The sequence below is a fragment of the Clavibacter vidaverae genome (genome assembly GCF_047529985.1).
Classification (GTDB): Bacteria; Actinomycetota; Actinomycetes; order Actinomycetales; family Microbacteriaceae; genus Clavibacter; species Clavibacter nebraskensis_A.
Genome location: NZ_JBLJAM010000001.1, coordinates 1 through 26,602 on the forward strand (window position 1 = coordinate 1; position 26,602 = coordinate 26,602).

At 71.8% G+C, this 26,602-nt stretch carries 25 protein-coding genes and 1 tRNA gene; 24 read left to right on the plus strand and 2 right to left on the minus strand.

Annotated features, from left to right (window positions below):
- Positions 1-1,074: 1,074 nt before the first annotated feature.
- From ACMT9T_RS00005 to der, 16 genes are all read left to right on the plus strand, one after another.
- Positions 1,075-1,917 (plus strand): tetratricopeptide repeat protein, encoded by an 843-nt coding sequence (locus tag ACMT9T_RS00005; RefSeq protein ID WP_414743678.1) that lies wholly within the window; start codon positions 1,075-1,077, stop codon positions 1,915-1,917.
- Positions 1,907-2,938 carry an HAD-IIA family hydrolase gene (locus ACMT9T_RS00010; protein ID WP_414743679.1) on the plus strand — a complete coding sequence of 344 codons (1,032 nt, stop codon included), beginning with the start codon at positions 1,907-1,909 and terminating at the stop codon, positions 2,936-2,938. Before ACMT9T_RS00005 ends, ACMT9T_RS00010 begins: the two co-directional genes overlap by 11 nt.
- Positions 2,939-2,947: 9 nt before the next feature.
- Positions 2,948-3,166 carry a hypothetical protein gene (locus ACMT9T_RS00015; RefSeq protein ID WP_414743680.1) on the plus strand — a complete coding sequence of 73 codons (219 nt, stop codon included), beginning with the start codon at positions 2,948-2,950 and terminating at the stop codon, positions 3,164-3,166.
- A complete protein-coding gene (locus ACMT9T_RS00020; RefSeq protein WP_414743681.1) occupies positions 3,159-4,019 on the plus strand; it encodes a TlyA family RNA methyltransferase in 861 nt (286 codons plus the stop codon). Before ACMT9T_RS00015 ends, ACMT9T_RS00020 begins: the two co-directional genes overlap by 8 nt.
- Before the next feature lie 5 nt (positions 4,020-4,024).
- The gene (locus ACMT9T_RS00025) at positions 4,025-4,942 is read left to right on the plus strand and encodes an NAD kinase (RefSeq protein WP_414743682.1); all 918 of its coding nucleotides are present in this window, start codon (positions 4,025-4,027) and stop codon (positions 4,940-4,942) included.
- A complete protein-coding gene (gene recN, locus ACMT9T_RS00030; protein ID WP_414743683.1) occupies positions 4,935-6,650 on the plus strand; it encodes a DNA repair protein RecN in 1,716 nt (571 codons plus the stop codon). The genes ACMT9T_RS00025 and recN overlap by 8 nt, the downstream gene beginning before the upstream one ends.
- Before the next feature lie 128 nt (positions 6,651-6,778).
- Positions 6,779-8,473: a CTP synthase gene (gene pyrG, locus ACMT9T_RS00035; protein ID WP_414745840.1), complete on the plus strand. Its 1,695-nt coding sequence runs from the start codon at positions 6,779-6,781 to the stop codon at positions 8,471-8,473.
- The gene (locus ACMT9T_RS00040; protein WP_414743684.1) at positions 8,470-9,129 is read left to right on the plus strand and encodes an NUDIX domain-containing protein; all 660 of its coding nucleotides are present in this window, start codon (positions 8,470-8,472) and stop codon (positions 9,127-9,129) included. Before pyrG ends, ACMT9T_RS00040 begins: the two co-directional genes overlap by 4 nt.
- Positions 9,126-10,112, plus strand: a complete 987-nt coding sequence (gene xerD, locus ACMT9T_RS00045; RefSeq protein ID WP_414743685.1) for a site-specific tyrosine recombinase XerD — start codon at positions 9,126-9,128, stop codon at positions 10,110-10,112. The genes ACMT9T_RS00040 and xerD overlap by 4 nt, the downstream gene beginning before the upstream one ends.
- A gap of 107 nt (positions 10,113-10,219) precedes the next feature.
- Positions 10,220-11,068, plus strand: coding sequence for a ParA family protein (locus tag ACMT9T_RS00050; RefSeq protein ID WP_223842741.1), 849 nt, complete (start codon positions 10,220-10,222; stop codon positions 11,066-11,068).
- Complete coding sequence (locus tag ACMT9T_RS00055) at positions 11,052-11,906, plus strand: segregation and condensation protein A (RefSeq protein WP_414743686.1); 855 nt, start codon at positions 11,052-11,054, stop codon at positions 11,904-11,906. The genes ACMT9T_RS00050 and ACMT9T_RS00055 overlap by 17 nt, the downstream gene beginning before the upstream one ends.
- Complete coding sequence (gene scpB / locus ACMT9T_RS00060) at positions 11,896-12,519, plus strand: SMC-Scp complex subunit ScpB (RefSeq protein ID WP_414743687.1); 624 nt, start codon at positions 11,896-11,898, stop codon at positions 12,517-12,519. Before ACMT9T_RS00055 ends, scpB begins: the two co-directional genes overlap by 11 nt.
- Positions 12,503-13,363: a pseudouridine synthase gene (locus tag ACMT9T_RS00065; protein ID WP_414743688.1), complete on the plus strand. Its 861-nt coding sequence runs from the start codon at positions 12,503-12,505 to the stop codon at positions 13,361-13,363. Before scpB ends, ACMT9T_RS00065 begins: the two co-directional genes overlap by 17 nt.
- Positions 13,360-14,478 carry a prephenate dehydrogenase gene (locus ACMT9T_RS00070; RefSeq protein ID WP_414743689.1) on the plus strand — a complete coding sequence of 373 codons (1,119 nt, stop codon included), beginning with the start codon at positions 13,360-13,362 and terminating at the stop codon, positions 14,476-14,478. The genes ACMT9T_RS00065 and ACMT9T_RS00070 overlap by 4 nt, the downstream gene beginning before the upstream one ends.
- Positions 14,475-15,203 carry a (d)CMP kinase gene (gene cmk, locus ACMT9T_RS00075; protein ID WP_414743690.1) on the plus strand — a complete coding sequence of 243 codons (729 nt, stop codon included), beginning with the start codon at positions 14,475-14,477 and terminating at the stop codon, positions 15,201-15,203. Before ACMT9T_RS00070 ends, cmk begins: the two co-directional genes overlap by 4 nt.
- Positions 15,204-15,242: 39 nt before the next feature.
- Positions 15,243-16,751, plus strand: coding sequence for a ribosome biogenesis GTPase Der (gene der, locus ACMT9T_RS00080; protein WP_414743691.1), 1,509 nt, complete (start codon positions 15,243-15,245; stop codon positions 16,749-16,751).
- Positions 16,752-16,838: 87 nt separating this feature from the next.
- Here the strand turns inward: der and ACMT9T_RS00085 are convergent, their stop codons facing one another.
- Positions 16,839-18,170, minus strand: coding sequence for an acyl-CoA dehydrogenase family protein (locus ACMT9T_RS00085; RefSeq protein ID WP_414743692.1), 1,332 nt, complete (start codon positions 18,168-18,170; stop codon positions 16,839-16,841).
- Positions 18,171-18,433: 263 nt separating this feature from the next.
- Between ACMT9T_RS00085 and ACMT9T_RS00090 the strand changes: the two genes are divergently transcribed.
- The 3 genes from ACMT9T_RS00090 to ACMT9T_RS00100 all read left to right on the plus strand — a co-directional run bounded on the left by ACMT9T_RS00090 (position 18,434) and on the right by ACMT9T_RS00100 (position 19,940).
- Positions 18,434-18,973, plus strand: a complete 540-nt coding sequence (locus ACMT9T_RS00090; protein WP_414743693.1) for a hypothetical protein — start codon at positions 18,434-18,436, stop codon at positions 18,971-18,973.
- A gap of 84 nt (positions 18,974-19,057) precedes the next feature.
- A tRNA-Pro gene (locus ACMT9T_RS00095) sits at positions 19,058-19,131 on the plus strand.
- 230 nt (positions 19,132-19,361) lie between these two features.
- Positions 19,362-19,940 carry a hypothetical protein gene (locus tag ACMT9T_RS00100; RefSeq protein ID WP_414743694.1) on the plus strand — a complete coding sequence of 193 codons (579 nt, stop codon included), beginning with the start codon at positions 19,362-19,364 and terminating at the stop codon, positions 19,938-19,940.
- 159 nt (positions 19,941-20,099) lie between these two features.
- Here the strand turns inward: ACMT9T_RS00100 and ACMT9T_RS00105 are convergent, their stop codons facing one another.
- A complete protein-coding gene (locus tag ACMT9T_RS00105) occupies positions 20,100-22,574 on the minus strand; it encodes a tetratricopeptide repeat protein (RefSeq protein ID WP_414743695.1) in 2,475 nt (824 codons plus the stop codon).
- Positions 22,575-22,707: 133 nt separating this feature from the next.
- Between ACMT9T_RS00105 and ACMT9T_RS00110 the strand changes: the two genes are divergently transcribed.
- The 5 genes from ACMT9T_RS00110 (at position 22,708) to ACMT9T_RS00130 (ending at position 26,430) form a co-directional block, all read left to right on the plus strand.
- Positions 22,708-23,211 (plus strand): hypothetical protein, encoded by a 504-nt coding sequence (locus ACMT9T_RS00110; RefSeq protein WP_414743696.1) that lies wholly within the window; start codon positions 22,708-22,710, stop codon positions 23,209-23,211.
- Between the two features lie 3 nt (positions 23,212-23,214).
- Entirely contained in the window at positions 23,215-24,222 is a 1,008-nt protein-coding gene (locus tag ACMT9T_RS00115; RefSeq protein WP_414743697.1) for a hypothetical protein, read from the plus strand.
- A 102-nt stretch (positions 24,223-24,324) separates the two neighbouring features.
- Positions 24,325-25,503, plus strand: coding sequence for a glycosyltransferase (locus ACMT9T_RS00120; protein ID WP_414743698.1), 1,179 nt, complete (start codon positions 24,325-24,327; stop codon positions 25,501-25,503).
- Between the two features lie 142 nt (positions 25,504-25,645).
- A complete protein-coding gene (locus ACMT9T_RS00125; RefSeq protein WP_414743699.1) occupies positions 25,646-26,083 on the plus strand; it encodes a very short patch repair endonuclease in 438 nt (145 codons plus the stop codon).
- Between the two features lie 71 nt (positions 26,084-26,154).
- Positions 26,155-26,430: a hypothetical protein gene (locus ACMT9T_RS00130; RefSeq protein ID WP_414743700.1), complete on the plus strand. Its 276-nt coding sequence runs from the start codon at positions 26,155-26,157 to the stop codon at positions 26,428-26,430.
- Positions 26,431-26,602: the final 172 nt, after the last annotated feature.

The window sequence follows — 26,602 nt, forward strand, 5'->3', positions numbered from 1 at the left end:
CGAGGTAGGGCCGGCCGGGCAGGGGCGACCTGCACTGTCGCCCAGAGCGAGTCTTCCTCCGCGCATGCATCCGAAGTCGACGAGGGATCCACGCTCCGAGTGGAGCTGCGTGCCGCGCTGCTGCCCTTGCGCGGGGGCGGCTCGATGCGGCTGCTGTCGCTGTCGCAGGCCCGAGAGCCCGTGTGACTCGCTACGGGGTGGACGCCCGCCCGCAGCCGTTAGCCTGGACCTTGACTTCGGTACGACCCACAACACCACAGACATCATCAGGCCCACGTGGCCGACAGGAGCACAGTGAGCGACTCATCCGATCGAGACAACCGGCCCGAGGGCCAGGACCGCGGATCGTCGCACTCTCCGCGTGGGCGTGACGGCGGCCGGCCTCCGTACGAGCGAGGATCATCGGGTGCTCCTCGAGGGCCGCGCGACGGCGGTCGAGCAGCGGGGCCCGGGGGAGCGGGCGCAGAGCGCCCCCAGCGCGATGGGGAGCGGAAGCCGTGGTCGAAGGACGGCGGCGCCGGTGGCGGGCGTCCTGCTCGGGATGGGGAGCGGAAGCCGTGGTCCAAGGACGGCGGTGCCGCGGGCCGCCCCCAGCGGGATGGCGAGCGGAAGCCCTGGTCGAAGGACGGCGGTGCCGCGGGCCGCCCCCAGCGGGATGGCGAGCGGAAGCCCTGGTCGAAGGACGGCGGTGCCGCGGGCCGCCCCCAGCGGGATGGCGAGCGGAAGCCGTGGTCGAAGGACGGTGGCGCCGGTGGCGGGCGTCCTGCTCGGGATGGGGAGCGGAAGCCGTGGTCCAAGGACGGCGGCGCCGGTGGCGGGCGTCCTGCTCGGGATGGGGAGCGGAAGCCCTGGTCCAAGGACGGCGGTGCCGCGGGCCGCCCCCAGCGTGATGGCGAGCGGAAGCACTGGTCGAAGGACGCTCCTCGGGATGCCGGTCGCGGCGGGGCGCGACCGCCCCGCGACGGCGACAAGCTCTGGACGCGCGACGGGCGGCCGGCGCGCAACGACCGCGACGCCCCGCGCTACGAGGAGGCGCTGACGGAGGAGCAGCTGCGGGCGCGTGAGCTCCGCTCCGTGCGTCCTCGGCACGACGACCCGGAGATCCCCGAGGACGTCGCGCCCGGCGACCTCGACCGGATCGCCCGCAACGAGCTGAAGACGCTCAGCAAGGACAACGCCGAGGGCGTCGCGCAGCACCTCGTGATGGCGGCTCGGCTCATCGAGGAGGACCCGGAGCTGGCGCACCGGCACGCCACGTCCGCGGCGCGACGCGCCGGACGCATCGCGGTCGTGCGTGAGTCGCTCGCGATCACCGCGTACGCGGTCGGCGACTACGCCCTCGCGCTGCGCGAGCTGCGCACGTACCGCCGCATCTCGGGCAAGAACGACCAGCTCGCGCTCATGGTCGACAGCGAGCGCGGCCAGGGCCGGCCCGACAAGGCGCTGGAGCTCGGTCGCTCCGTGCCGAAGGAGACCCTGCCGGCGGCGGAGCAGGTCGCCCTGGCGATCGCCATGTCGGGCGCGCGACTCGACCTCGGCCAGACCGAGGCGGCGCTCGACGAGCTCTCGATCGCGCAGCTCAACCGCGATGTGGCGTACTCCTACAGCGCGGACCTGTTCCACGCGTACGCGGAGGTCCTCGAGGAGCTCGGACGGTCCGACGAGGCCGACGCGTGGCGGCAGCGCGCGGATGCGGCGGAGGCGGCGTTCGCGGATCCGGACGAGGGATGGGATGACATGGTCGAGGTCGTCGAGGAGGAGCTGGAGGGGCAGGAGTCCGGCGACGACGAGGACGCGGCCCCGGACGTGACCCCGGCGCCGACCCCGCCGAGCGAGGACGGCGACAGCGAGGAGATCGCGATCGACGTCGACGACGAGCTCGACGCACCGACCGAGGGAGACCGCGATGTTCGCTAGGGCCGCGAAGGGCAGCGCGCCCCTGGCGGGCGTGGACGTGATCCTCGCCGACCTCGACGGCGTCGTGTACGCCGGGCCGGACAGCATCCCGCACGCCGTGGACGCGCTCAACCGCGCTGCCGGCGACGGGATCCGCCTGGGCTACATCACGAACAACGCCTCGCGCACGGACGCGTCCGTCGCCGAGCACCTCACCTCGCTCGGGCTGACGGTCGCGCCGGACGACGTCGTCACGTCGCCGCAGGCCGCCCTCCGTCTGCTCGCGGACCGCGTGCCCGCCGGATCCACCGTGCTGGTCGTCGGCGGCGAGGGCCTCGTGCACGAGCTCGAGAAGGCCGGCTACGTCGTCACGCGCTCCACGGAGGACCGCCCGGCCGCGGTCGTCCAGGGCTTCGCGCCCGAGGTGGGCTGGACCCAGCTCGCGGAGGCCGCCTTCGCGCTGGCCGACCCGGACGTGGTGTGGGTCGCGACCAACACCGACTGGACCATCCCCGTCGCGCGCGGCATCGCGCCCGGCAACGGCACGCTCGTCTCCGCGGTGCACACGGCCGTCGGGCGGCTGCCCGTCGTCGCGGGCAAGCCGGAGACGCCGATCTTCGACGTGGCCAGGGAGCGCTTCGGCGCCCAGCGGCCCGTCTTCCTCGGCGACCGGCTCGACACGGACATCCTGGGCGCCACGCGCGCCGGCATGGCGTCGGTGCACGTGCTGACCGGGATCGATCGTGCCAAGCAGCTGCTCGCGGCGGAGGAGGACCAGCGTCCGACCTTCATCCTCGAGCACCTCGGCCAGCTGCACGAGCCGTACCCGGAGACGCGCTTCTCAGGCCAGGGCTCGGTGGCGACGGTCGGGAGGTCGTCCGTGCGCATCGACGGCGACCGCGTCGAGGTCGTCAAGGACGGCGGGTCGACGATCGACACGCTGCGCGCCGCGTGCGCGGTCATCTGGAACTCGGGCCGCCCCATCTACGGGCTGGACGTGCAGGAGTCGTTGTACGTCGCGGCCGGCGCGGGCCGGGCGTAGCGTGACCGCGTGAGCGACGACCCGGACGACACTCCAACGGATGCGCCGGCCGACGAGGTCGCGGCTCCCGGGCTGGTCGACGACCACGACGTCGCCGAGGAGCTCGTCTCCCGGCTCGAGCTGATCGAGGGGCAGCCGCTCGGGGAGCGCGCCGCGTCCTTCGCGCTGCTGCACGACGAGCTGCGCACGCGGCTCGAGGGCGGCGACGGGGCCGCGTCGCGTGGGTGACCCCGGCGACGCACCCGCGTCCGCTCCGGGCGAGGCGATCGGCGGCGACGTGCGGCTCGACGCAGCGCTGCCCGCGCTCGGCCTCGCGCGCTCGCGCACGCACGCCGCGCGACTCATCGCCGACGGGCTCGTCACGGTCGACGGCCGTGGGGTCGTCAAGGCGTCCTTCCGTGTGATGCCCGGATCCGTGGTCGAGGTGGCCGGGACGGACGCCTACGTGAGCCGCGGGGCCCACAAGCTGATCGGGGCGCTCGACGCCTTCCCCGAGGTGCTCGTCCCGGGCAAGCTGGCGCTCGACGTGGGCGCGTCCACCGGCGGCTTCACCCAGGTGCTGCTCGAGCGGGGCGCGCGGCGCGTGATCGCGCTCGACGTGGGGCACGGGCAGCTGGATCCGCTGATCCGCGACGACCCGCGCGTCGACGTGGTCGAGGGGTTCAACGTGCGCGACCTGACGCCGGAGTCGCTGGCGTCCGTGACGCCTGACGACCTGGCGGGCGAGGCGCCCGCGCTCGTCGTGGGCGACCTCTCCTTCATCTCCCTGGGCCTCGTGCTGCCGGCCATCGCGCGCAGCGCCGCGGACGGCGCCGACATCGTGCTCCTGATCAAGCCGCAGTTCGAGGTGGGGCGCACGGGGATCCGCGAGGGCATCGTGCACGACCCCGGGCTCCGCGACGACGCCGTCATGCGCGTGCTCTGGGCGGCGTGGGATCTCGGGCTCGGCACGGCCGGCCTCGTCTCCTCCCCGATCGTCGGAGGGGCCGGGAACCACGAGTACCTCGCCTGGTTCAGCGGTCGTGCGGGCGGCAATCCGACACAATGGAGATCGACGTCGAACGAGATCACAGGAGCGTGAGCGAAGTGGCTGGACCCGCGAGGCACATCCTGGTCGTGTCCCACACGGGGCGCCGCGACTCCATCGACGCGGCCCTCAGCGTGTGCGCCCAGCTCGCGGAGGCCGACGTGCAGCTCGTGCTCACGGCCGACGAGAAGGCCGACATCCTGCCCTTCGCGCCGCACATGGACGGCGTCGCCGTCCTCGGCGAGGACGTGCAGACGGCCGACCTCGAGATCGTCATCGTGCTCGGCGGCGACGGCACCATCCTCCGCTCGGCCGAGCTCGTGCGGGGCACGTCCGTCCCGCTCCTCGGCGTGAACCTCGGCCACGTCGGCTTCCTCGCCGAGAGCGAGCGGGAGGACCTCACGGCCACCGTGCGCCGCGTGCTCGACCGCGACTACACGGTCGAGGAGCGCATGACGCTCGACGTGACGCTCAAGGTCGGCGCCGACATCGTCTATCGCACCTGGGCGCTCAACGAGGCGACCGTGGAGAAGGCCAGCCGCGAGCGGATGCTCGAGGTCGTGGTGGAGATCGACGGCCGCCCGCTCGCGTCCTACGGCTGCGACGGCATGGTCGTGTCGACGCCCACCGGATCCACCGCGTACGCGTTCTCCGCCGGCGGCCCCATCGTGTGGCCGAGCCTGGAGGCCATGCTCGTCGTGCCGCTCAGCCCGCACACGCTCTTCGCCCGATCGCTCGTCGTGGGCCCGGAGTCCACGGTCGCGGTGGAGGTGCTCAGCCGCACCTCCGGATCCGGCGTGCTGTGGTGCGACGGGCGCCGCACGCGCGACATGCCGCCCGGCGCGCGCGTCGAGGCGCGACGGTCCGCCATCCCGGTGCGGCTCGCGCGGCTCAAGCAGTCGCCGTTCACCGACCGCCTCGTGAACAAGTTCGAGCTGCCGGTCACCGGCTGGAGGGGGCCCGTCGACCGTGATTGAGGAGATCACCATCCGCGACCTCGGGGTGATCGGCCAGGCGACGCTGCCGCTCGGGCCCGGCTTCACGGCCGTCACCGGCGAGACCGGCGCAGGCAAGACCATGGTCGTCACCGCGCTCGGGCTGCTGCTCGGCGCGCGCGCCGACTCGGGGGCCGTGCGGCAGGGCAGCGAGAAGGCGGTCGTCGAGGGGCGCTGGATCATCGCGGCCGACGGACCCGTGCCGGAGCGCGTGCGTGACGCCGGGGGAGACGTCGACCCGTTCGGGGACGGCACGCGCGGCGAGCTCATCGTCACGCGCCAGCTCTCGTCCGAGGGCCGCAGCCGCGCGTCGGTCGGCGGACGGGGCGCGCCCGCGGCGCTGCTCACGGAGATCGGCGAGCAGCTCGTCGTCGTGCACGGCCAGTCCGACCAGATGCGGCTGCGCTCGTCCACCGCGCAACGGCAGGCGCTCGACCGGTTCGCCGGATCCGCGCTCGCGCCCGTCCTCGCCGAGTACCAGGAGGTCTTCCGCCGCTGGCAGTCCGCCCGCGCCGAGCTCGACCGGCTCGTCACGGAGCAGGACGCCCGCACGCGCGAGGCGGAGGAGCTGCGCGCCGCCATCGACGCGATCGAGCAGGTCGCGCCCCAGCCCGGCGAGGACGAGGAGCTGCGCGAGCGCATCGACCGGCTCACGAACCTGGAGGACCTGCGCGCGGCTGCGTCGGCCGCGCACGAGCTCATGTCGGCCGAGGACGCGTCGGGCGAGATGGCGGACGCCGCCTCCGTGCTCGACACCGCGCACCGCCGCCTCGACCGGGTGGCCGCGCACGACGCCGGCCTCGCGGACATCATCGAGTCGCTCGACAGCGCGCGGATCCTGGTCTCCGAGATCGCCGTGCAGCTCTCGGGCTACCTCGCGGGACTCGACGCCGACGGGGCGCGCGAGCTGGAGACGCTGCAGGACCGCCGCGCGGAGCTCGCGGCCCTCACGCGCGTGCACGGCCCCACCGTGGAGGACGCGCTCGCGTTCCTCGACACGGGCAGCGCGCGCCTGCTGGAGCTCGACGGCGACACCGACCGGATCGACCTGCTGCGCGTCGAGGTGGAGCGCGATGAGCAGCTCGTCGGCGAGCTGGCCGCCCGCGTCACGGCCGTCCGCGAGGAGGCCGCCACGCGGCTGGCCGACGCCGTGACGACGGAGCTCGGCGCCCTGGCGATGGCCGACGCCTCGCTCGAGGTGCGCGTCAGCCCGCGCGAGGAGCCGGCGCTGTCGGGTGCCGACCGCGTGGAGATCCTGCTGCGGCCGCACGCGGGAGCCGAGGCCCGACCGCTCGGGCGCGGGGCGTCCGGCGGCGAGCTGTCGCGCGTCATGCTCGCCATCGAGGTCGTGGTCGCGGGCGACGACCCCGTGCCCACCTTCGTGTTCGACGAGGTCGACGCGGGCGTCGGCGGGGCCGCCGCCATCGAGATCGGGCGGCGGCTGGCGCGGCTCGCCGAGCGCGCGCAGGTCATCGTCGTCACGCACCTCGCCCAGGTCGCCGCGTTCTCGACCAACCACCTCCGCGTGGTGAAGGGCGGGGACGGGCAGGTCACGGCGTCCAGCGTCACGCAGCTCGAGGGCGACGCGCGGATCCAGGAGATGGCGCGCCTGCTCTCCGGCCTGCCGGACAGCGAGAGCGGCCTGGCGCACGCCCGCGAGCTCGTGGAGACCGCCGCCTCGCTCCGCTGACCCGCCGAGCCGCTGACCCGCCGAGCCGCGGCGCGCCGTGGGTGTCGCGGCAGCCGGATTCCCACGTAGGATGGAAGCCCGTGGCGGACATCAATTCAGCGGACACGGACCCGAGCTCGACGGACAGCATCACCAGCACGACAGGCGCGGCGAAGACGACCAGGCACATCTTCGTGACCGGCGGCGTCGTCTCCTCGCTCGGCAAGGGCCTCACGGCGGCCAGCCTCGGCAACCTCCTCACGGCGCGCGGCGTGCGCGTCGTCATGCAGAAGCTCGATCCCTACCTCAACGTGGATCCGGGCACCATGAACCCCTTCCAGCACGGCGAGGTCTTCGTGACCGACGACGGCGCGGAGACCGACCTCGACATCGGGCACTACGAGCGCTTCCTCGACATCGAGCTGGACCAGGCGGCCAACGTGACCACCGGCCAGATCTACTCCGAGGTCATCGCCAAGGAGCGCCGCGGCGAGTACCTCGGCGACACCGTGCAGGTCATCCCGCACATCACCGACGAGATCAAGCGCCGCATGCGCCTGCAGGCCTCCGACGAGCCGCAACCCGACGTGATCATCACGGAGATCGGGGGCACGGTCGGCGACATCGAGAGCCAGCCGTTCATCGAGGCGGCGCGCCAGGTGCGCCACGAGCTCGGCCGCAACAACGTCTTCTTCGTGCACGTCTCGCTCGTGCCGTACATGGGCGCGTCCGGCGAGCAGAAGACCAAGCCCACGCAGCACTCCGTCGCGGCGCTGCGCTCCATCGGCATCCAGCCGGACGCGCTCGTGCTCCGCAGCGACCGGCCGGTCTCGGACTCGAACAAGAAGAAGATCGCGCTGATGTGCGACGTGGACGAGCAGGCCGTCGTGAACGCGGTCGACGTGCCGAGCATCTACGACATCCCCGAGATGCTGCACGGGCAGGGCCTCGACAGCTACATCCTCGACCACCTGGGGATCGACGCCGCGGACGCCGTCGACTGGTCCGGGTGGAGCGACCTGCTGGACGCCGTGCACGACCCGAAGCACGAGGTCACGATCGGCCTGGTCGGCAAGTACATCGACCTGCCCGACGCGTACCTCTCGGTCACCGAGGCGCTGCGGGCCGGCGGCTTCGCCCACTCGGCGCGCGTGAAGCTGCGCTGGGTCGCGTCCGACGAGTGCGAGACGCCGGAGGGCGCGGCGAAGAAGCTCGGCGACCTCGACGCGCTGTGCGTGCCGGGCGGCTTCGGCATCCGCGGCATCGAGGGCAAGCTCGGCGCGCTGAAGTTCGCGCGCGACAACGGGATCCCCGTGCTGGGCCTCTGCCTCGGCCTCCAGTGCATGGTGATCGAGTACGCGCGCAACGAGGCCGACCTGCCGGGCGCCTCCTCCAGCGAGTTCGACCCGGACAGCGCGTTCCCCGTGATCGCGACCATGGCCGAGCAGGTCGACATCATCGCCGGCGGCGACCTGGGCGGCACCATGCGCCTCGGCCTCTACGAGGCGGCGCTCGCGCCCGGATCCCTCGCGGCCGAGCTGTACGGCGCGCCCGTCTCGCACGAGCGCCACCGCCACCGCTACGAGGTCAACAACCAGTACCGCCAGCAGATCCAGGACGCCGGCCTCGTGTTCTCGGGCACCTCGCCCGACGGCACGCTCGTCGAGTACGTGGAGCTGCCGCGCGAGGTGCACCCGTTCTACATCGGCACGCAGGCGCACCCGGAGCTCCGGTCGCGCCCGAACCGCGCGCACCCGCTGTTCGCCGGCCTCGTCCGCGCGGCCCTCGACCGCCAGGCGGCCAGCACGCTGTTCGCCGAGGACGACGCCGAGGCGGTCGCGTGACCGACGCCGCCGCGGGTCCGCTCCACGACGACCCGGCCTCGTACGGGATCACCTCGAGCGAGCGGGTCTTCGCGGGCAAGATCTGGGACATCCGGCGCGAGACGTTCGCGTACGGCGACACCGAGATCACGCGCGAGTTCGTCGACCACACGGGCGCCGTCGCGGTGCTCGCGATCGACGACCAGGACCGCGTGCTCCTCATCAAGCAGTACCGGCACCCCGTGCGCATGCGCGAGTGGGAGATCCCGGCCGGGCTCCTCGACGTGACCGACGAGCCGCCGCTCACGGCCGTGCAGCGCGAGCTCGCGGAGGAGGCCGACCTCCAGGCCGCCGAGTGGAGCGTGCTCGCGGAGTACTACACGACGCCCGGCGGCAGCGACGAGGCGATCCGCGTGTACCTCGCCCGCGGGCTCACCCCCACGGCGGAGGCGTTCGCACGCACCGACGAGGAGGCCGACATCGAGACGCGCTGGGTGGACCTCGACGAGGTCGTCACCGCGGTGCTCGAGCGGCGGATCCAGAACCCGTCGACCGTGATCGCGGTGCTGCAGGCGCACGTCGCCCGCTCCCGCGGTTGGACGACGCTCGGCCCTGCCGACGCGCCCTGGCCGCGGCACCCGAAGCTCCGTGACGGCGGGGGCGCGTCCGGCTCGTGACCGACGCGGCCGACGGACCCGGGGGAGCGGCGCCCGACGCCGCCCCCGAGGTCCCGGTCGCGCTCCGGCGCGCCGTCGACCGCTGGCTCCGGCACGTCGAGGTGGAGCGGGGCCTGTCCCGCAACACCGTCCAGGCGTACCGCCGCGACCTCGCGCGCTACACGGCCCACCTCGCGACCGAGGGCGTCGTGGATCCGGCCGGTGCGACACCCGCGCACGTGACGGGCTTCGCGCAGCGCGTCCGCGATCCCGCGCACGGCGGCCTCACCGCGTCGTCGCTCGCGCGCATGCTGTCGAGCGTGCGGTCGTTCCACCGGTTCCTGGTGGAGGAGGGGATCGTCGAGGTCGACGTGTCCGCCGACGCCAAGCCGCCCAAGCTGCCGAGCCGCCTGCCGAAGGCGGTCTCCATCGAGACGATGGGGCGGATCCTCGACGCCACCGACGGCGACGACCCGCTCCGCGTCCGCGACAAGGCCCTGCTCGAGCTGCTGTACGCGACGGGCGCGCGCGTGAGCGAGATCACGGCGCTCACGGTCGACGACGTGCTCGGCCCCGACGGCGCCGCCGCCGAGCTGGTGCGCGTGCTCGGCAAGGGCGGCAAGCAGCGGATCGTGCCCGTGGGATCCTTCGCGCGCCGGGCCGTCGACGCCTACCTCGTGCGCGTCCGCCCGATCCTCGCGGCGCGCGGCACCGCGACGCCCGCGCTCTTCCTGGGGCTCCGCGGCCACGCGCTCTCGCGGCAGAACGCCTGGCTCGTGATCAAGGCGGCCGCCGAGCGCGCCGGCGTCACGGAGGAGATCTCGCCGCACACCTTCCGGCACTCGTTCGCGACGCACCTCATCGCGGGCGGCGCCGACGTGCGAGTGGTGCAGGAGCTGCTCGGCCACTCGTCGGTCGCGACCACGCAGATCTACACGCGCGTGACCGTCGACACCCTGCGCGACGTCTACACGACCGCGCACCCGCGTGCCCGCCGGGCGTGAGCGACCCTCCCCGGTAGACTCGCAGGATCCGGCGGACCCCCGCGTCGGACGAGCGGCAGGAAGAGATCCACGTGACGCGCAAGCCAGATGTGACCGAGCTCCCGGGAATGGACGTCCCCGTGCTCGGACCCACCGGTCGGGAGCTGCGCGAGTTCGCCGAGCCCGAGCCGCTCGCCGGCCACGGCCCCGCGAAGATCATCTCCCTCTGCAACCAGAAGGGCGGCGTCGGCAAGACGACCACCGCCATCAACCTCGGCGCCTCGCTCGCCAGCTACGGCCGCCGCGTGCTCGCCGTCGACTTCGACCCGCAGGGCGCGCTGTCCGCGGGCCTCGGCGTGCAGACGCACGACGCCGTCACCATCTACGACCTCCTCCTCGGCACCGTGAAGGACCCGCGCGAGGCGATCCAGACCACGGGCTTCGAGGGCCTCGACGTCATCCCCGCGAACATCGACCTCTCGGCCGCGGAGGTGCACCTCGTCAACGAGGTCGCGCGCGAGCAGATCCTCGCGAGCGTGCTGCGCAAGGTGAGCGCCGACTACGACGTCATCCTCATCGACTGCCAGCCGTCGCTCGGCCTCCTCACCGTCAACGCGCTCACCGCGAGCCACGGCGTGCTGATCCCGCTCGAGTGCGAGTTCTTCGCGCTCCGCGGTGTCGCGCTGCTGGTGGAGACCATCGAGAAGGTCAAGGACCGGCTGAACCCGGGGCTCGCGCTCGACGGGATCCTCGCGACCATGTACGACTCGCGCACGCTGCACTCCCGCGAGGTGCTGCAGCGCGTGGTCGAGGCGTTCGACGACAGCGTGCTCGAGACGGTGATCGGCCGCACGGTCAAGTTCCCGGACGCGTCGGTGGCGGGCAAGCCCATCATCCAGTTCGCGCCCGAGCACCCGGCCGCGCTCGCGTACCGCAAGGTGGCGCGGGAGCTCATCGCGCGTGGCGCCGTCGCGTAGGGCTGCGCCCCTGGCCGATCCGGAGATCGCCGACGCCGCCACGCCCACGGACCCGGAGCGCGCCTTCCGCGTCAGCATCGGCAACTTCGAGGGCCCGTTCGACCTCCTGCTGTCGCTCATCGGCAGCCACGAGATGGACATCACCGAGGTGAGCCTGAGCCTCGTGACCAACGAGTTCATCGCGCACATCCGCGGGCTGGACTCGCCGGAGGACCTCGACGAGGCGAGCTCGTTCCTCGTGGTCGCCGCGACCCTGCTCGACCTCAAGCTCGTGGGGCTCCTGCCGCAGGGCGAGCTGGTGGACGCGGAGGACGTCGCGCTGCTCGAGGCCCGCGACCTGCTGTTCGCCCGCCTGCTGCAGTACCGCGCGTTCAAGCAGGCGGCGTCGTGGTTCCAGGAGCGGCTCGCCGCCGAGTCCGGCCGCGCCTTCCGCGACGTGCCGCTCGAGGAGCGGTTCCGCGCGCAGGTGCCCGAGCTGGTGTGGACGACGTCGCCCGCCGACCTCGCGGCCATCGCCCTCCTCGCCTTCGCGCCGCGCGAGATCCCGACCGTGGGGCTCGACCACCTGCACGCGCCGCTCGTGAGCATCCGCGAGCAGGCCGCGGTCGTCGTGGAGCGGCTGCGCCGCGGCGCGCCCGTCACGTTCCGGGAGCTCGTCGCGGACGCCGGGGTCACGGGCGTCGTGATCGCGCGCTTCCTCGCGGTGCTCGAGCTGTACCGGGTGGCCGCGATCGAGTTCGACCAGCCGGAGGCCCTCGGGGAGCTCACGCTCACGTGGACCGCGGAGAGCTGGACCGACGACGCGCTGGCGAGCCTGGGGGCCGGCTATGACAGCTGAGCCGGATCCCGCGGGCGACGCCGACACGGCCGTGCCCGACGCGCCCGCCCCCGACGCCTCGCTCGACCTCGACCGTGCGCTCGAGGCGCTGCTGATGGTCGCCGACGAGCCGCAGACCGTCACGACGCTCGCGACCGCGACCTCGACGCCCGTGAAGGAGGTGCGCCGCGCGATCCAGCGGCTCGTCGACGACTTCGACGGCCGGACCGGGGGAGTGCGCCGCGGCTTCGAGCTGCGCGAGGTCGGCGGCGGCTGGCGGGTCTACGTGCGGCCCGAGTACGACGTGGTCGTGCGCGACCACGTGCTCACGCAGAACCCCACGCGCCTGTCGCAGGCGGCCCTCGAGACGCTCGCCGTGATCGCGTACAAGCAGCCGATCAGCCGCAGCCAGGTCGCCGCGATCCGCGCCGTCAACGTGGACTCGGTGGTGCGCACCCTGCTCGCGCGGGGCCTCGTGGCCGAGGTCTTCACCGACGGCGAGACCGGCGCGATCCATTACGGTACGACAGACCACCTGCTCACGCAGCTCGGCATCAACTCGCTCGACGAGCTCCCCCCGATCTCCCCGTTGCTCCCCGACGGGGCGGAAGGCTTCCATGACCCCCTCCTCTGATCGCCCGCACGCCTGGAACCCCGACGAGCCCGTCGCCGGCGTCCGCCTGCAGAAGGTGATGGCCGCCGCCGGCGTCGCCAGCCGCCGCGTCTGCGAGGACATGATCGCCGCGGGCCGCGTCACCGTGAACGGCGAGACCGTCACGGAACCCGGCCGGCGCATCGACCCCGACGTCGACGAGGTCGCGGTCGACGACCAGGCCGTGCAGCTCGACACGTCCAAGCGCTACCTCATGCTCAACAAGCCCGTCGGGATCTACTCCTCGCTGCGCGACGAGCGCGGCCGCCCCGACCTCCGCGAGTTCACGGAGGAGTTCGAGGAGCGCCTGTTCAACGTCGGCCGCCTCGACGCGGAGACGAGCGGGCTCCTGATCCTCACCAACGACGGCGACCTCGCGCACGTGCTCGCGCACCCGTCGTTCGGCGTGCTGAAGACGTACATCGCGAAGGTCACGGGCCGCGTGACGCCGCAGACGATCCAGCGGCTGACGCAGGGCGTGGACCTCGAGGACGGGCCGATCCAGGCGGATCGCGCGCGCATCCTCTCGGGCGGCGGCGACCAGACGCTCGTGGAGATCACGCTGCACTCGGGCCGCAACCGCATCGTGCGCCGCATGCTCGACGAGGTCGGCCACCCGGTGGAGGAGCTCGTGCGCCGGCAGTTCGGGCCGCTGCACCTCGGATCCCTCGGCGTCGGCCGCGTGCGCGACCTCACCTCCGACGAGCTCGGCCAGCTGCTCACCATCTCGCGCGAGGCCCGCGCGCAGGCCGGCCCCGCCACCCCGCAGGGCGCGGGCGCCGCCGCCGAGGCGCAGGGGGACGTCGACCGCGAGGACGGCGAGTGAGCGAGGCCGCGGGCGCCGTCCAGGCGACCGACACGCGCGTGCAGGGGACCGTCCGCATCGTCGGCACGGGGCTCCTCGGCACGAGCATCGCGCTCGGGCTGCGCGCCCGCGGCGTCGACGTGGTGCTGGCGGACGCGTCGCCGACCACGCTCCGCCTCGCCGCCGACATGGGTGCCGGTCGGATCGCGGACATCGACGCCGCGCCCGACCGGCCCTCGCTCGTCGTCGTCTGCGTGCCGCCGGACGTGACCGCGCGCGTGGTCGCCGCCGAGCTCGACGCGCACCCGGACGCCCTCGTCACCGACGTCGCGAGCGTCAAGGCCGCGCCGCTCGAGGAGCTGCGCGTCATGGGCGCCGACCTGTCCCGCTACCTCGGATCGCACCCGCTCGCCGGGCGCGAGCGCGGCGGCCCCGTCGCCGCGACGGGCGACCTCTTCCTCGGCCGGCCCTGGGTCATCGCGGGCCACGACGGCATCACCTACGCCGCCGGCGCACCCGTCGAGCAGCTGATCCTCGACCTCGGCGCCGTCCCCATCGAGATGACCGCGGAGGAGCACGACACCTCGGTGGCGCTCGTCTCGCACGTGCCGCAGATCGTCGCGAGCCTGCTGGCGTCACGGCTCACCGACGGCGACGCGTCGGCGCTCGGCCTCTCCGGCCAGGGCCTCCGCGACACCACGCGCATCGCGTCGAGCGACGCGGCGCTGTGGGTGCAGATCCTCGGGGCCAACGCCTCCCGCATCGTCCCGATCCTGCGCGCCATGCGCACGGACCTCGACGAGGTCATCGACGCGCTCGACGACGTCGACGCGCAGGGCGCCCGGCTGCGGGTCGCCGAGCGGATCCACGCGGGCAACGCCGGCGTCGCACGCATCCCCGGCAAGCACGGCCAGGACCGCCGCTTCGCCGCCATCACCGTGATGATCGACGACCGGCCCGGCCAGCTGGCCGCGCTGATCTCCGAGGTCGGCGCCGCCGACGTCAGCATCGAGGACCTGCGCCTCGAGCACTCCCAGGGCGCGCAGGTCGGTCTCGTCGAGATCGCCGTGCTGCCCGAGGCCCGCGACCGCCTGGTCGCGCGGCTCGAAGACCGGAACTGGAGGATCGCCGGATGACCGGAGACGCAACGCAGGCACACGACCCGCTGGAGGACGCCCTCCTCGTGGACGCCACGCTCAACCGCACGGTCGTCGCCGTCGACGGCCCCGCCGGCAGCGGCAAGTCGAGCGTGAGCCGCGCCGCCGCGCGCGCCCTCGGCTTCGACTACCAGGACACGGGCGCCGCCTACCGCGCGCTCAGCTGGTTCGCGCTGGAGAGCGGCGTCGACACCCGGGATCCCGCCACCGTCACGAGCCTCATCGAGGGCTTCGACTACGACATCGCGATCGACCCGGAGGAGACGCGCGTGAGCGTGCGCGGCACCGACGTCACCGAGGCGATCCGCGAGCCCCGCGTCTCCGCCGTCGTGAGCCACGTCGCCCGCGTGCCCGAGGTGCGGCACTACATGGTGGAGCTGTTCCGCTCGCTCATGGCGTCGAGCGACAAGCCCGGCATCGTGGTCGAGGGACGCGACATCACGACGGTCGTCGCACCGGATGCCCAGGTGCGCATTCTGCTGACGGCCTCCCCGGAAGCTAGGATGAGCAGGCGTTCCGCGGAGACGTCGACCCAGTCGGCAGCCGCGGTCGGCGAATCACTCGCCTCCCGGGATCGGGCCGACTCGCAGGTCGTCGATTTCATGAACGCCGCAGATGGTGTGACCACCATCGACTCCACGGACATCGACTTCGACCAGACCGTCCAGGCGGTGGTCGATCTCGTTCACGCACGAACAGATTGAGGCGCGACCCGGTGACGGGCCGACACGCCAGAGGACAACATGGCTGATCACGACGACGACTTCCCCGAGCTCGACAGCGGGCTCTCCGAGCGCCTGTCGAGCATCGACGAGGAGCTGGCCGCGCAGCGCGCGCAGACGCTCCGCGCCGGGCTCGAGGACTACGAGCTGGACGACGAGGACCTCGAGGTCCTCGAGTCCGCGACGGACGACCCCGACCAGGTCACGTACCTGCCGGCGCTCCCCGTGCTCGCGGTCGTCGGCCGCCCGAACGTGGGCAAGTCGGCGCTCATCAACCGGATCCTCGGACGCCGCGAGGCCGTCGTCGAGGACACCCCCGGCGTCACGCGCGACCGGGTCTCCTACAAGGCCGAGTACGGCGGACGCTGGTTCACGCTGGTCGACACCGGTGGCTGGGAGCCCGACGCCAAGGGCATCAACGCGTCCGTGGCCATGCAGGCCGAGATCGCGATGGACCTCGCCGACGCCGTGCTCTTCGTCGTCGACGCGAACGTGGGCGCCACGAGCACGGACGAGCACGTCGTCCGCCTGCTCCGCAAGACCAAGAAGACGGTGATCCTCGCGGCCAACAAGGTCGACGACGCGCGCCAGGAGCCGAACGCCGCCACGCTGTGGTCGCTCGGCCTCGGCGAGCCGCACCCCGTCTCCGCGCTGCACGGCCGCGGCGTGGCGGATCTCCTCGACCTGGTGCTGAAGACCCTGCCGCTCGTCTCCAAGGTCGCCAAGGAGGAGGTCGGCGGACCCCGCCGCGTCGCCATCCTCGGCCGCCCGAACGTCGGCAAGTCGAGCCTGCTCAACAAGGCCGCGGGCGAGGAGCGCGTGGTCGTCAACGAGCTCGCCGGCACCACGCGCGATCCCGTCGACGAGCAGGTCGAGATCGCCGGCAAGGTGTGGCGCTTCGTCGACACCGCCGGCATCCGCCGCCGCATGCACCTCGCCCAGGGCGCCGACTTCTACGCGTCGCTCCGCACGAGCGCAGCTCTCGAGAAGGCGGAGGTCGCGGTCGTCATGATCGACGTCTCCGAGGTCATCAGCGAGCAGGACATCCGCATCATCGAGCTGGTGCTCGAGTCGGGCCGCGCGCTCGTGCTGGCGTTCAACAAGTGGGACCTGCTCGACGACGAGCGCCGCCGCTACCTCGAGCGCGAGATCGAGACCGACCTCGCGCACGTGTCGTGGGCGCCGCGCGTCAACATCTCGGCGCGCACCGGCCGCCACATGGAGAAGCTCGTGCCGGCGCTCGAGACGGCGCTGGAGTCGTGGGACACGCGCATCGCGACGGGCAAGTTCAACGCGTTCCTCGCCGAGCTCACCGCGGCGCACCCGCACCCCGTGCGCGGCGGCAAGCAGCCGCGCATCCTGTTCGGCACGCAGGCCTCGAGCCGGCCGCCGACATTCGTGCTCTTCACGACCGGGTACCTCGACCCGCAGTACCGCCGCTACATCCAGCGTCGCCTGCGCGAGATCTACGGCTTCGAGGGCAGCCCGATCATCGTCAACATGCGCGTGCGGGAGAAGCGGAAGCGCTAGCGCTCTCGCGGGCTCCGGCTCGCAGCACGACGGACGGCGTCGATCCCTTGCCGGGGTCGGCGCCGTCCGTCGTCTCGCGGGCGCGGATCACGTGTACCAGGTCGGCTCCGGGATCTCGCCGAGGAGCACGTGCCGCCCCACCTCGCGGCGCTTGTAGGCGATGGGGTCGTGGAGGCTGTGGGTGCGGAGGTTCCGCCAGAACACGTCGAGCCCCACCTTCGACGCGGTCGCGCGCGCGCCCGTGAGCTCGAACACGCGCGTGCCGACCTCGAGCCCGTCCTCGACGATGCGCGCCTTGGCGGCCGCGACCCGGACGGCGATCTCGCCGCGCTTCCGCTCCGTCAGCTTCTCGCGCGGCGCGTGCAGCACGGCGCTGATCTCCGCGCCCACCCGATCCAGCAGCGCCTCCGACGCCCACAGCTTCGACTGCAGCTGCCCGTAGCCCTCGAGCACGTACCACTCGTCGGTCGCGCGCTCCTTGTCGTCGCCGCCGTACGGCCAGGCGCGCGTGGTGCTGCGCGTGTACGCGGCGGCCGTCTCGAGCGCGCCCTCCGCGATCCCCTGGTAGAAGTTCGCGAACACCAGCTGGATAGCCGGCACGTTGAGCGTGCCGTAGACGAGCGGCTGGAAGACCTTGTCGACGAAGCCGGCCGCATCCGCCCACGGCACCCGCACGTCGCGGATCTCGACCGAGCCCGACTCCGTGAGGCGCTGCCCGAGGCTGTCCCAGTCGTGGCCGAAGACGATGCCCGGCTGGTCGGTCGGCACGATCGAGAACACGTGGGTGTCGGTGCCCTCGATCACGCCCTCGAGCACCGTGAGGTCGGAGACGACGCCGCCGGTGGAGAAGGACTTGCGGCCGGAGAAGACCAGCTCGTCGCCGTCCTCGCGGATGACGAGGTCGGAATCGCGCGGGTTCACGGCGCCGCCGAAGAGGAGGTTCCCGGTGGTGGCGAGCTTCTCGACCGCCTCGATCTGCGCGTCGGTCGCGACGAGCCTGGCCGCCCACGCCCAGAGGTAGTGGTAGCCGAGGAGCTGGCCGATGGATCCATCGCCGCGGGCGACCGCGCGGATCACCTTGTACGCCGTGTCCCAGGTCTGCCCGCCGCCGCCGTGCTCCGCGGGGCCGAGGAGCGTGACGAGGCCGGCGTGCTTGAGCAGCGCGACCTCCTGGTGCGGGCTCGCCCCGGCGCGGTCGCGCTCGACCTGGTCGACGGCGAGGATGTCGGCGACCTCGCGGGCGCGGGCGATCCACGCGGCCGGCGTCGTGGGGCGGGGCGCGCCCTTCCATCGGTCGACGGGGGCGGCGCCGAGGGGAGCGGGGCGCGGGCGGTCGGCGGGCGCGTTCGCGTTCGCGGAGCTCGCGGTGGATGCGGGGGAGCCGGATGCGGGTCGGGGCTCGCGGTCGATCAGGGTCATGTCCTGTCCTCTCGTGAAGGGGCGCGACCGGTGCCGCGCCTCGCGGTGGGGCCACGGTAGGCGCGGGTCCGGCGCGGTCGCGAGGGGTGTGACGCGGGGTTGCGGGGTGTGACGACGCGGGGCGTCACGGGGTGTCATGCGGGGGAGCGGTCGCCTGTCCGTCTGGCGTCCCGTCGTGCGTTCGCGGCCGGCACGCGGCGTCACGTCGTACCCTGATCCGGGCGCATCCGACGCCCGCTCACGAGACCTGGAGGATCGCACCGGTGGACCAGCTGCTCAGCCGTCTCGACCGCATCGCGGCCGGCCGCCAGGCGGGCCACGTCATCGCCGAGGACATGCGCGACCACCCGTGGACGGCGCGGGCCTTCCGCTGGATCCGGTGGATCCTCGTCGCCGAGACCGCCGTCGGCGCGACCGCCGTGGCCATCGCCCTGACCCTCGCGTCCGACGGCGTCGCGATCGCACCGGCCGTCTGGTTCCGCTCGTTCGTCGTGCTCGCGATGACCATCACGCTCTACTACTTCGCCTGGCGCGCCTCGGCCGGCTACTGGTGGGCCTACTCGCGCCTGCGCCTCTTCAGCCAGATCTTCCCCATCGTGACCCTGGTGATCGCCGCGATCCCGGGGCTCTACCCGCTCTGGATGGTCATCGAGCAGATCGTCTTCTCGCTGCTGCTCATCGGCGTGGCCGACATCCTGCGGAGCGACCACATGCGGGACGCGTTCCCGAAGCCGGGGCGGGTTGCTGGTGGCTCCGCTGCGGGGTCGTCGTCGGCACGGCCCTCGGGTGGCGCGGCCGCGTGATCCCGTGCTCGTCTGCCTCGCCGGACGTGCCGGAGCAGTGCCGCTGATGCGGTAGGCTCTACGAGTTGCCCAGCGATGGGTCAGCGGGCTGTGGCGCAGCTTGGTAGCGCACTTGACTGGGGGTCAAGGGGTCGCAGGTTCAAATCCTGTCAGCCCGACGGACATGCCTCGGAAGGACCTATTGGTCCGGCCGGGGCATTCGTCGTTTCCACGCCGGCCCGTGCCGCAGTCGCACGTGATCGCGTAAGCGCCCTTGCGCAAACGGAACGCCGCGGGAACGACCCAGCGGCATCAGACCGGAATGAGTCCGGCCGCCCCTGCAGGCGTGAGTGACAGCGCGCGGTTCTCGGCTGAGCCCAATGCACGCGTGGCGTGCGAACATCACGACATGGATCTCGAGACCGTGAAAGCGCTGCCGATGGCGGACCAGATGACATTCCTGCGTGGACGGATCGTCGATGAGGCACTGCGACTGGAGGCGGCTGCACGCTATCTCCATGTGAGGCTGAATGGAGCATCCGACTTGGACGCCGCGCTTGACACTCCTCAGCATTTCAAGTCCCTCATAGCCGAGTGCGCCGAGCTCGTTCCACACTGCGAGCGACTTCACGATGGCATCCGGCCCGTCGCGCTGGACGCGATCATCACGGCCGGCGCGCTCTACCAGCTACGCAATCGGTTCGTACACGATGTCCTCCGAACCAATCTCGTCTCAGAGCAGGCATGGGAGATGTCCAAGATCTCTCGACCGAAGAGTGAGGTTGGAAATCCTCTGCCGGATCCCGAGCCTGTGTCCGCGGAAGACATGATCGTGCAGATTCTTGAGATCATCCGGACGACGTGGCGGCTGCGCGGCGTGATCTGGTCCATGATCGGGTCGTCGCGGGGGATATCGCCCTTCCTCACTCATCCGTTCGCGCCACAGTGGGACGGGACCTTCCTCTACCTCGATGGCGCCCCGAGGTGAGCCGACGGGCGAATCGGGAAGGTGATGTGCCGGCGGCCGACCTGTGCCGGTTTGTCGCCGCTAGCTGATCGGGTCCCTCGGATACCCCTCCCGCCGCTGCCTGCTCTGGAGGCCGCGACGACGGGCGCGCAGCGAGGAGAGCGGCATGGCAGCTGATGGTCAGCCGCCGAGCCGATGACCGATCTCGCGGTAGATGTATCGTGCGCGCTCCGCGAGTGCCTCGGAGGTGTCCACATCCCCGCGAAGCCCGGCGATCCGGCCGAGGACCGCCAAGCCCCGTGCGATCTCTGCGCGGTCCCCGACTGCTTCGGCGATGCTCGTCGCTTCAGAGGCATGGCTCTCCGCCTCTCCCAGCAGGGAGGGCTCGAGCGCCTGTGCCGTCGCACCGGAGATGATGATCTCGGCGAGCGAGTTCCGCGCCTCGGTCGCGATCAGCGGCGTTCCCGCCCTATCGGCATCACGCAGGGCCTCGCGTGCGACCTCCACCGCCCGAGGGAACCGTCCCGCTCGGGCATCGAGCCGTGCACCGAGAAGGGCCAGCTCGGCGGCGGCCGAGTACTCGACCGAGCCGGCCATCGCCCTCTTCGCCGAAGCAAGGCGCTCTGCTGCCGAGTCGAAGTCCCCGCGCGCCTCAGCGACGAGACCTAGGGACATCCGGACGTACAAGACGGCGCGCTCGCCCGCTTCATCCAGGATCGACTGCAATTCAGCCTCTGCGTCATCCAGCCGCCCGGTCGAGGTCCACAGGAGGGCTCGATTCGCGCGGACGATGCCCATGTTCAACTGGTCGTCCGCACCGGTGGCGATCCCGAGGGCATCGAAGAACTCCTGCTCTGCCTCGCGGAACCGAGTCAGGACGCGGAGCGCATTCGCGTGATTTCCCAGAGCCCGACCCTGGACGACGTGGTCGCCGCTCGCCGTGGCGATCTCGACGGCGCGCTGGAATGAGGTCAGAGACTCGTCGAAATGGCACATCCAGTGCTGCACGTTGCCGATCTGATTCCATGTGCGCGCGAGTGCGGTCCCGTCGGCGATCCTGCGCACTCGATGCAGAGTGTGGAGGGCCTCGTCGTAACGGCCGAGCCTCTCTGCGCAGTGGGCGACGTTGAGCGCGAGTTCGGGAATGAGTTCCAAGCCCCTGCCCTGCGCGGCCAGGTCATGGAGACGCAGCGACTCGGTCCACAGCGACCAGCGGGCGAGCGCAGGATACGAGGCCAGCGCGAGCCGTTCGTTCTGCTCGTCCAAGGCGTGTTCGTGCGCCGCCTCCGCGACGGCGAGGACCGTTCCGACCTCGCGGGCGGCGTAGTCCTCGTCACCGGCGATCCGGGTCAGCAGGACATCGGCCATTCGGCCGATGGCGGTGCGTCTCTCCGATCTCGGTCGCATCGTCATCGCACGCTCGCGCGCGAACGCGAACACGGTCGCGTGCATGACGAGACGGCCGCCGTGCAGTTCGACGAGATGACGGGCGCGAAGTCTCTTCAGGGATGCCTCGCCCTCCGGTCCTCTCGCGTCGATCAGGACGCTGGTGTCGAACTCCCGGTCGATGAGCGCCGCGTCGGTGAGCGTGATCACGTCCTCGGCCTCGAGCGTGGCGCCGGAGACCTCGAGGACAGGTCGGATGCGGCGATCTCGAGGTTCGGTCTCGAACCGTGACGCCAGGTCGTCCAACGTCCATCCCGCGTGCTCCCGCATGACGCCCGCGATCATGACGATGTCGAGCGGCAATCCGCCAGCGACCGCGACGATGCGCGTCAGCGCGTCAGCTCGCTGGGGGCTCCCTGAGGCCGCCGTCCTCCTCGAGGCCGCAGAGGCGTCCCCCTCCTCGTCGGCTATCAGACGCGACAGCAGGATCCGCGCAGCAGGGCCGTCCAACGGGGGAACGGTCACGTGGGTGAGCCGACGCCCCCGCAGCGAGGGGTGATGCGTCAGGGAAGTCAGGTCGACACGCGTGGTGACGATGAAGCGGATTCCCGGAACGAGCAGCGCGGCCAGTCGCGAAGGCGACACCGCATCCTCGATGACGATGATGACCCCGCGGGCATCAGTCGCGAAGCGCTCTCGCAGGCGGGCCAGGTCGTAGGGGAGAGAACGGTGTCCGAGCGCGCTGAGCATGCGTCGGAGGACTTCCACCGGCCCGACGATCGGGCGACCCGGTTCTGATTCCCGCAGTTCGACGGTGAGCGTGGGGCTGCCGACGGCGAGCGCGGTCGCGAGCGTCGTCTTGCCCACTCCGGGAAGACCTGAGAGGACCACCACTTCGGCGTCGGAGGCCTCGCGGACGATCTGCTCTCGCCCGACGATCTCGCCGACGTCGGCAGGGGCCCGTCGCCCTAGGACGACTTCCAGGTGCACCGCGTTCCGTTCGCCGTTCAGCGTCTTGGCGAGGTCACGCCAATGGGCCGCCTCACGCTCGCTCCTCCCGAGCGCGCGCACGATCGCGCCGACCAGGCGATCATCGACGCGGCGACGCCCCGCTCGGAAGCAGTCGTACACCGTGACCTTCGGCGGTTCGGCATCTTCGCCTGCAGCTCCTATTCGTTGAGCTATCTCGGCGAATGACGGTGTGCCCGCCTGTCTGCGCAGTCGTCCCAGAGCGACGCTGAGCTCGTCGAGAGTCCGCGGATCATGCACGACGGGACCTTATCGCGATCATGGGTATCCGGTCGTGTCGTTCGGGATCGTTCGGGGTGATGATCAAGGGCGGGCTGGTCGGCTAGCTTCTCGGCTGCGCACGGAGGCAAGGCTTCGTGGAATGGATGATGGGATGCAGATGACGACCAGCGCAGAGATAACGGCCAAGCTCGACGACTTCGCATATCAGAAAGCGAACTTCGGCGGGTTCTTGATGAACAAGCGCGCGAAGAATTCGTATGCGCTGTGGAAGGGCAACTCCGACAAGGGTGTGACGGAGCTCACGCTGCTCGCCACGCGGGACTACGGCGAAGGCAATGTGTATGACGTGGCCGCGTTCGCGCTGGCCGGTACGGTCGCCGCGGAAACCGTCCGGGAACTCGTCCCGCAGGCCGAGGCCCTCGCGGACAGCGCCAATCTCCGGGAGCACGGCTACCTCTATTCCGATCTGGAGCCGTGGGACGGAGGGGGCAAGCTGTGGATCTCGAAGAAGCCGCAGTTCCGCAGGCTCAGCCGGGAGGCGGAAGGCGTCTACGTCATCCCCATCCAGCGCATCGCGGGGAAGGACGCACCGCGATGGCTTGCCTGGGTCCGACAGGAAGGGCAGCTCTTCATCGCGATCGTCTACAAGCCCTGAAGGATGTCGTCGATCTCCCGCTATGAACGCGCGGAGCACACGCCGTGGTGGAGGCGAAGCAGCGCGCTCATCATCTTCAGCGCGGTCGGGTACCTCGCCATCGGCGCGACCGTCATGTTCTACGTGCTTCCCCGTGGCTTCGAGCTCGGAGGCGTGGCACTCGTCCTCGTCCAATCGGCGGTCGCGCTTCTCGGCGCTGCGCTGATCGCCTACGTCGCGTGCATGATCCGTCACGGCATCCGCGATCGAGCTTCCCTCTGGTCGCTCAGCGCAGCCCTCGGGTGGCATTACACCTCCGACATCAGCGACCGGCTCTGGGGCGGCTCGGTCGATGAGCAGATCGACCGACGATCGCGCCTCACGATGGACCACATCGACGCGACGCACACGGCGTTGCCCTTCGACGCCGCGAGGCGCACCTTCGCGGTGGGAAACGGGCAAGGGGCGACCGTCCACACGACCCTTGCCGTGCGCCTCCCGCTGCCGTCGGAAGCACCACGGATGCAATTGCGATCCAGGAACGGGAACGGCCCGTTGAGCGTCCTGCCCCATGCGCCGACGGGGCGGCAGGAACTCCGTCTGGAGGGCGATTTCAGCGATGTGTTCGCCGTCTCCGTCCCCGTCGGATACGAGCGCGACGCGCTCTATGTGCTCACTCCGGACCTGCTGGTGATCCTGCTCGACAACGCCGCGGATCTCGATCTCGAGATCGTGGACAGCACGCTGCACGTGTACTTCCCACCGCTCGATCTCACCGATCCTGAAGTGCTGATGCGTTTCTACACGGTGATCTCCGCCCTCTTCGACCGCTTCGGCCGCCGCACCATCCGTTATCGTGACGCAGCCGCACCGGCTATCGACGCCGAGACGTACCGCCGCTCGGGCGACACGCTCTCGCACGCAGCCCGCACCATGGACACTCGCGCTCGGCTCGGGCCAGTGGCGTCGGCTGTGCTCGCTCCGCTCGTGCCCCTGCTGATCGGCGTGGTCTGGATGCAGCTGACCACGTAGGCGGGCCGCCGCGACCCCTCGCGCCGCCTCGCACCCCTTGAATAGGATCGGACGCGCTGTGGGCCTCGACGTCGAGGTCGTCGTCGAGCTGTGGGGGCTGCAATGCGCGTACTCGTCCTGGCGTTCTTCCATGGGCTGGGGCATGTGGTCCGGGCGACGCGCGTGGCGGAGGAGCTGAGGCGGGGCGGGGCGGAGGTGCTCGTCGCGACGGCGGCTGCCGCCACGCACATCCCCGCTGCCCGGGGCCTCGAGACGGCCGCGCTGCGTGAGCTGCCTCCGATCCCGGCGGGTGCGCCGCCGGCCTCGCCCGGCGCCCGACTGCGCTTGGCGGATGCGGACTACCTCCGCGACTGCGTCGCCGACGAGCGGGAGCTCATCCGCTCGTTCCGTCCCGACTTCGTCCTCGTCGACTTCCGCGTCACGGGTGCCGTCTCCGCGGCGCTCGAGGGCGTCCACTCCGGCTGGATCGTCAACACGGGGTTCTTCGCGCACCCCTTCCCGGAGGTCCTCTCCGACGTGGTGCCGCAGCTGATCGCGAACGGCGTCGAGCCCGCGGCGGCACGGCGCATCCTCGGCGATCATGTCTGCATCCCCGACTGGTCCGCGTTGGACCCGCTCTCCTCCATCACGGACGAGTCCTCCCGGGCGGCGCTGTGGTCGGTGGACGAGATCCGGCATGTGGGGCCGGTCCTGAAGTCCGCGCCGTCGTCGCTGCCGGACCAGCGCGCAGCGCGGGCGTCGCTCGACGTGCCCGACGACCGGCCGCTCGTCGTGGTCAGCCTGGGCGGCACGGCGCAGGGATTCGACGCGCTCAGGAGGTTGACGCCGCGGCTGCGCGAGATCGACGCGACCACCGCTGTGGTGACGGGTCCGAACATCGACCCGTCGTCGCTCGACACGGCGGGCGTCGACCGGGTGCTCGCGTACACCGAGGAGGCGATGCTCTGGACGCGCGCCGCGGACCTCGTCGTCACGCACGGCGGGCACACGTCCACGATGGAAGCGATCTGCGTCGGCACGCCGCTGCTCGCGATCCCCGGCCACGCCGAGCAGCGCTGGAACGCCGCCCGGGCCGTCGAGCGGGGGGTCGGCGAGGCCATCGACCCGGAGTCGATCGAGTCCGACGCGGTGCCGACCATCCAGCGCCTCCTCGCGGATCCGGCCGTGGCCGCGCGTGCCCGGCAGCTGGCCGAGCAGCTCGCGGAGTACGACGGCGCCCGCGAGCTCGCCGATCACATCCGCCAGGTCGTGACCCTCGGCCACCGGGCGACGGGCGGGTAGCTGCGACGCGACAGGCTGTCCATCGTCACGATCGTGCGCGACGACCCGGGGCGGTCGCAGGGCGAGAGCGGCACGGGGCGATCTCGGGAGCCGGTCCGACCCCGTGCCGTCCCGCGTCGGTGGTCCGTGATCCTCTCTCCGCATGTCCTGGGCCTCCTCCGACTCCGCGCGCAGCATCATGCGTGCCAACAAGCGGCGAGACACCAGGCCCGAGCTCCTCGTGCGGCGGCTCCTGCACGCGTGGGGTCTCAGGTATCTCGTCGACCACCGCGTGGTGCCGGAGTCGAGGAGCCGGGCGGACATCGCCTTCACGCGTCAGCGCATCGCCGTGTTCATCGACGGGTGCTTCTGGCACAGCTGCCCGGCTCACCTGCACCTGCCGAAGGCGAACGCCGACTACTGGGTGGCGAAGCTCGCGCGCAACGTCGAGCGCGACGCGGAGGTGACCGCGCTGCTCCGTGACCTGGGGTGGACCGTGCTGCGGTTCTGGGAGCACCAGCCTCCCGAGGAGGCTGCCGCGGCGATCATCGGCGCGGTGCAGGCGCGCCGGGAGGGGGTCGTCACGCGCGTGCGGGGTTGAGATCCGGTGGCGGGAGTCGGCAGGGTGGAAGGGAGTCCTCGGCTGGGCATCCGACGAGAGGAGCGCTTCCCATGACCGTGACCGCTGTGATCCGCGTGCTCGTCATCCTCGCCGCGGGCGTCGCCGGCGTCTCCTTCTGGGCCTCGGGTGAGGCAGGCGTCGGCATTCTGCTCCTCCTCGCAGCGCTCGCCGCGGCGTTCCTGATGGGGCCTGCGATCCTCGGCGACCCGGCGGGCATCCGGCGGCTCCCCGACGGCGTCACCGCCGAGGACGTGAAGGAGCATCGGAAGCAGCACGGCGGATCCATCTCCGATGCTGTCCGTGCCCTCACGCGGCGCCAGGACTGACAGCAGGCGACGCCCGCGGACCGCTGCGCGAAGCCTCAACCGGGCTCGGTGGGCGGATCCCGGGAGTCCCGGCCCACTTTCACCCCCATGCGAGGGCTTACGGGCGGGGGAGCGCGCTCATAGCCTCAGGCGTCGTCACTCGACGGCACCACCTGCCGCCTACCCCTTCGCC

Coding starts and splice junctions, on each gene's coding strand:
- cmk (WP_414743690.1), top strand. CDS start 14,475: ATGACCGGAGACGCAACGCAGGCACACGACCCGCTGGAGGACGCCCTC.
- ACMT9T_RS00050 (WP_223842741.1), top strand. CDS start 10,220: ATGGACGTCCCCGTGCTCGGACCCACCGGTCGGGAGCTGCGCGAGTTC.
- ACMT9T_RS00130 (WP_414743700.1), top strand. CDS start 26,155: ATGACCGTGACCGCTGTGATCCGCGTGCTCGTCATCCTCGCCGCGGGC.
- ACMT9T_RS00085 (WP_414743692.1), bottom strand. CDS start 18,170: ATGACCCTGATCGACCGCGAGCCCCGACCCGCATCCGGCTCCCCCGCA.
- ACMT9T_RS00110 (WP_414743696.1), top strand. CDS start 22,708: ATGCAGATGACGACCAGCGCAGAGATAACGGCCAAGCTCGACGACTTC.
- der (WP_414743691.1), top strand. CDS start 15,243: ATGGCTGATCACGACGACGACTTCCCCGAGCTCGACAGCGGGCTCTCC.
- ACMT9T_RS00125 (WP_414743699.1), top strand. CDS start 25,646: ATGTCCTGGGCCTCCTCCGACTCCGCGCGCAGCATCATGCGTGCCAAC.
- ACMT9T_RS00100 (WP_414743694.1), top strand. CDS start 19,362: ATGGATCTCGAGACCGTGAAAGCGCTGCCGATGGCGGACCAGATGACA.
- scpB (WP_414743687.1), top strand. CDS start 11,896: ATGACAGCTGAGCCGGATCCCGCGGGCGACGCCGACACGGCCGTGCCC.
- ACMT9T_RS00010 (WP_414743679.1), top strand. CDS start 1,907: ATGTTCGCTAGGGCCGCGAAGGGCAGCGCGCCCCTGGCGGGCGTGGAC.
- ACMT9T_RS00120 (WP_414743698.1), top strand. CDS start 24,325: ATGCGCGTACTCGTCCTGGCGTTCTTCCATGGGCTGGGGCATGTGGTC.
- ACMT9T_RS00065 (WP_414743688.1), top strand. CDS start 12,503: ATGACCCCCTCCTCTGATCGCCCGCACGCCTGGAACCCCGACGAGCCC.
- ACMT9T_RS00115 (WP_414743697.1), top strand. CDS start 23,215: ATGTCGTCGATCTCCCGCTATGAACGCGCGGAGCACACGCCGTGGTGG.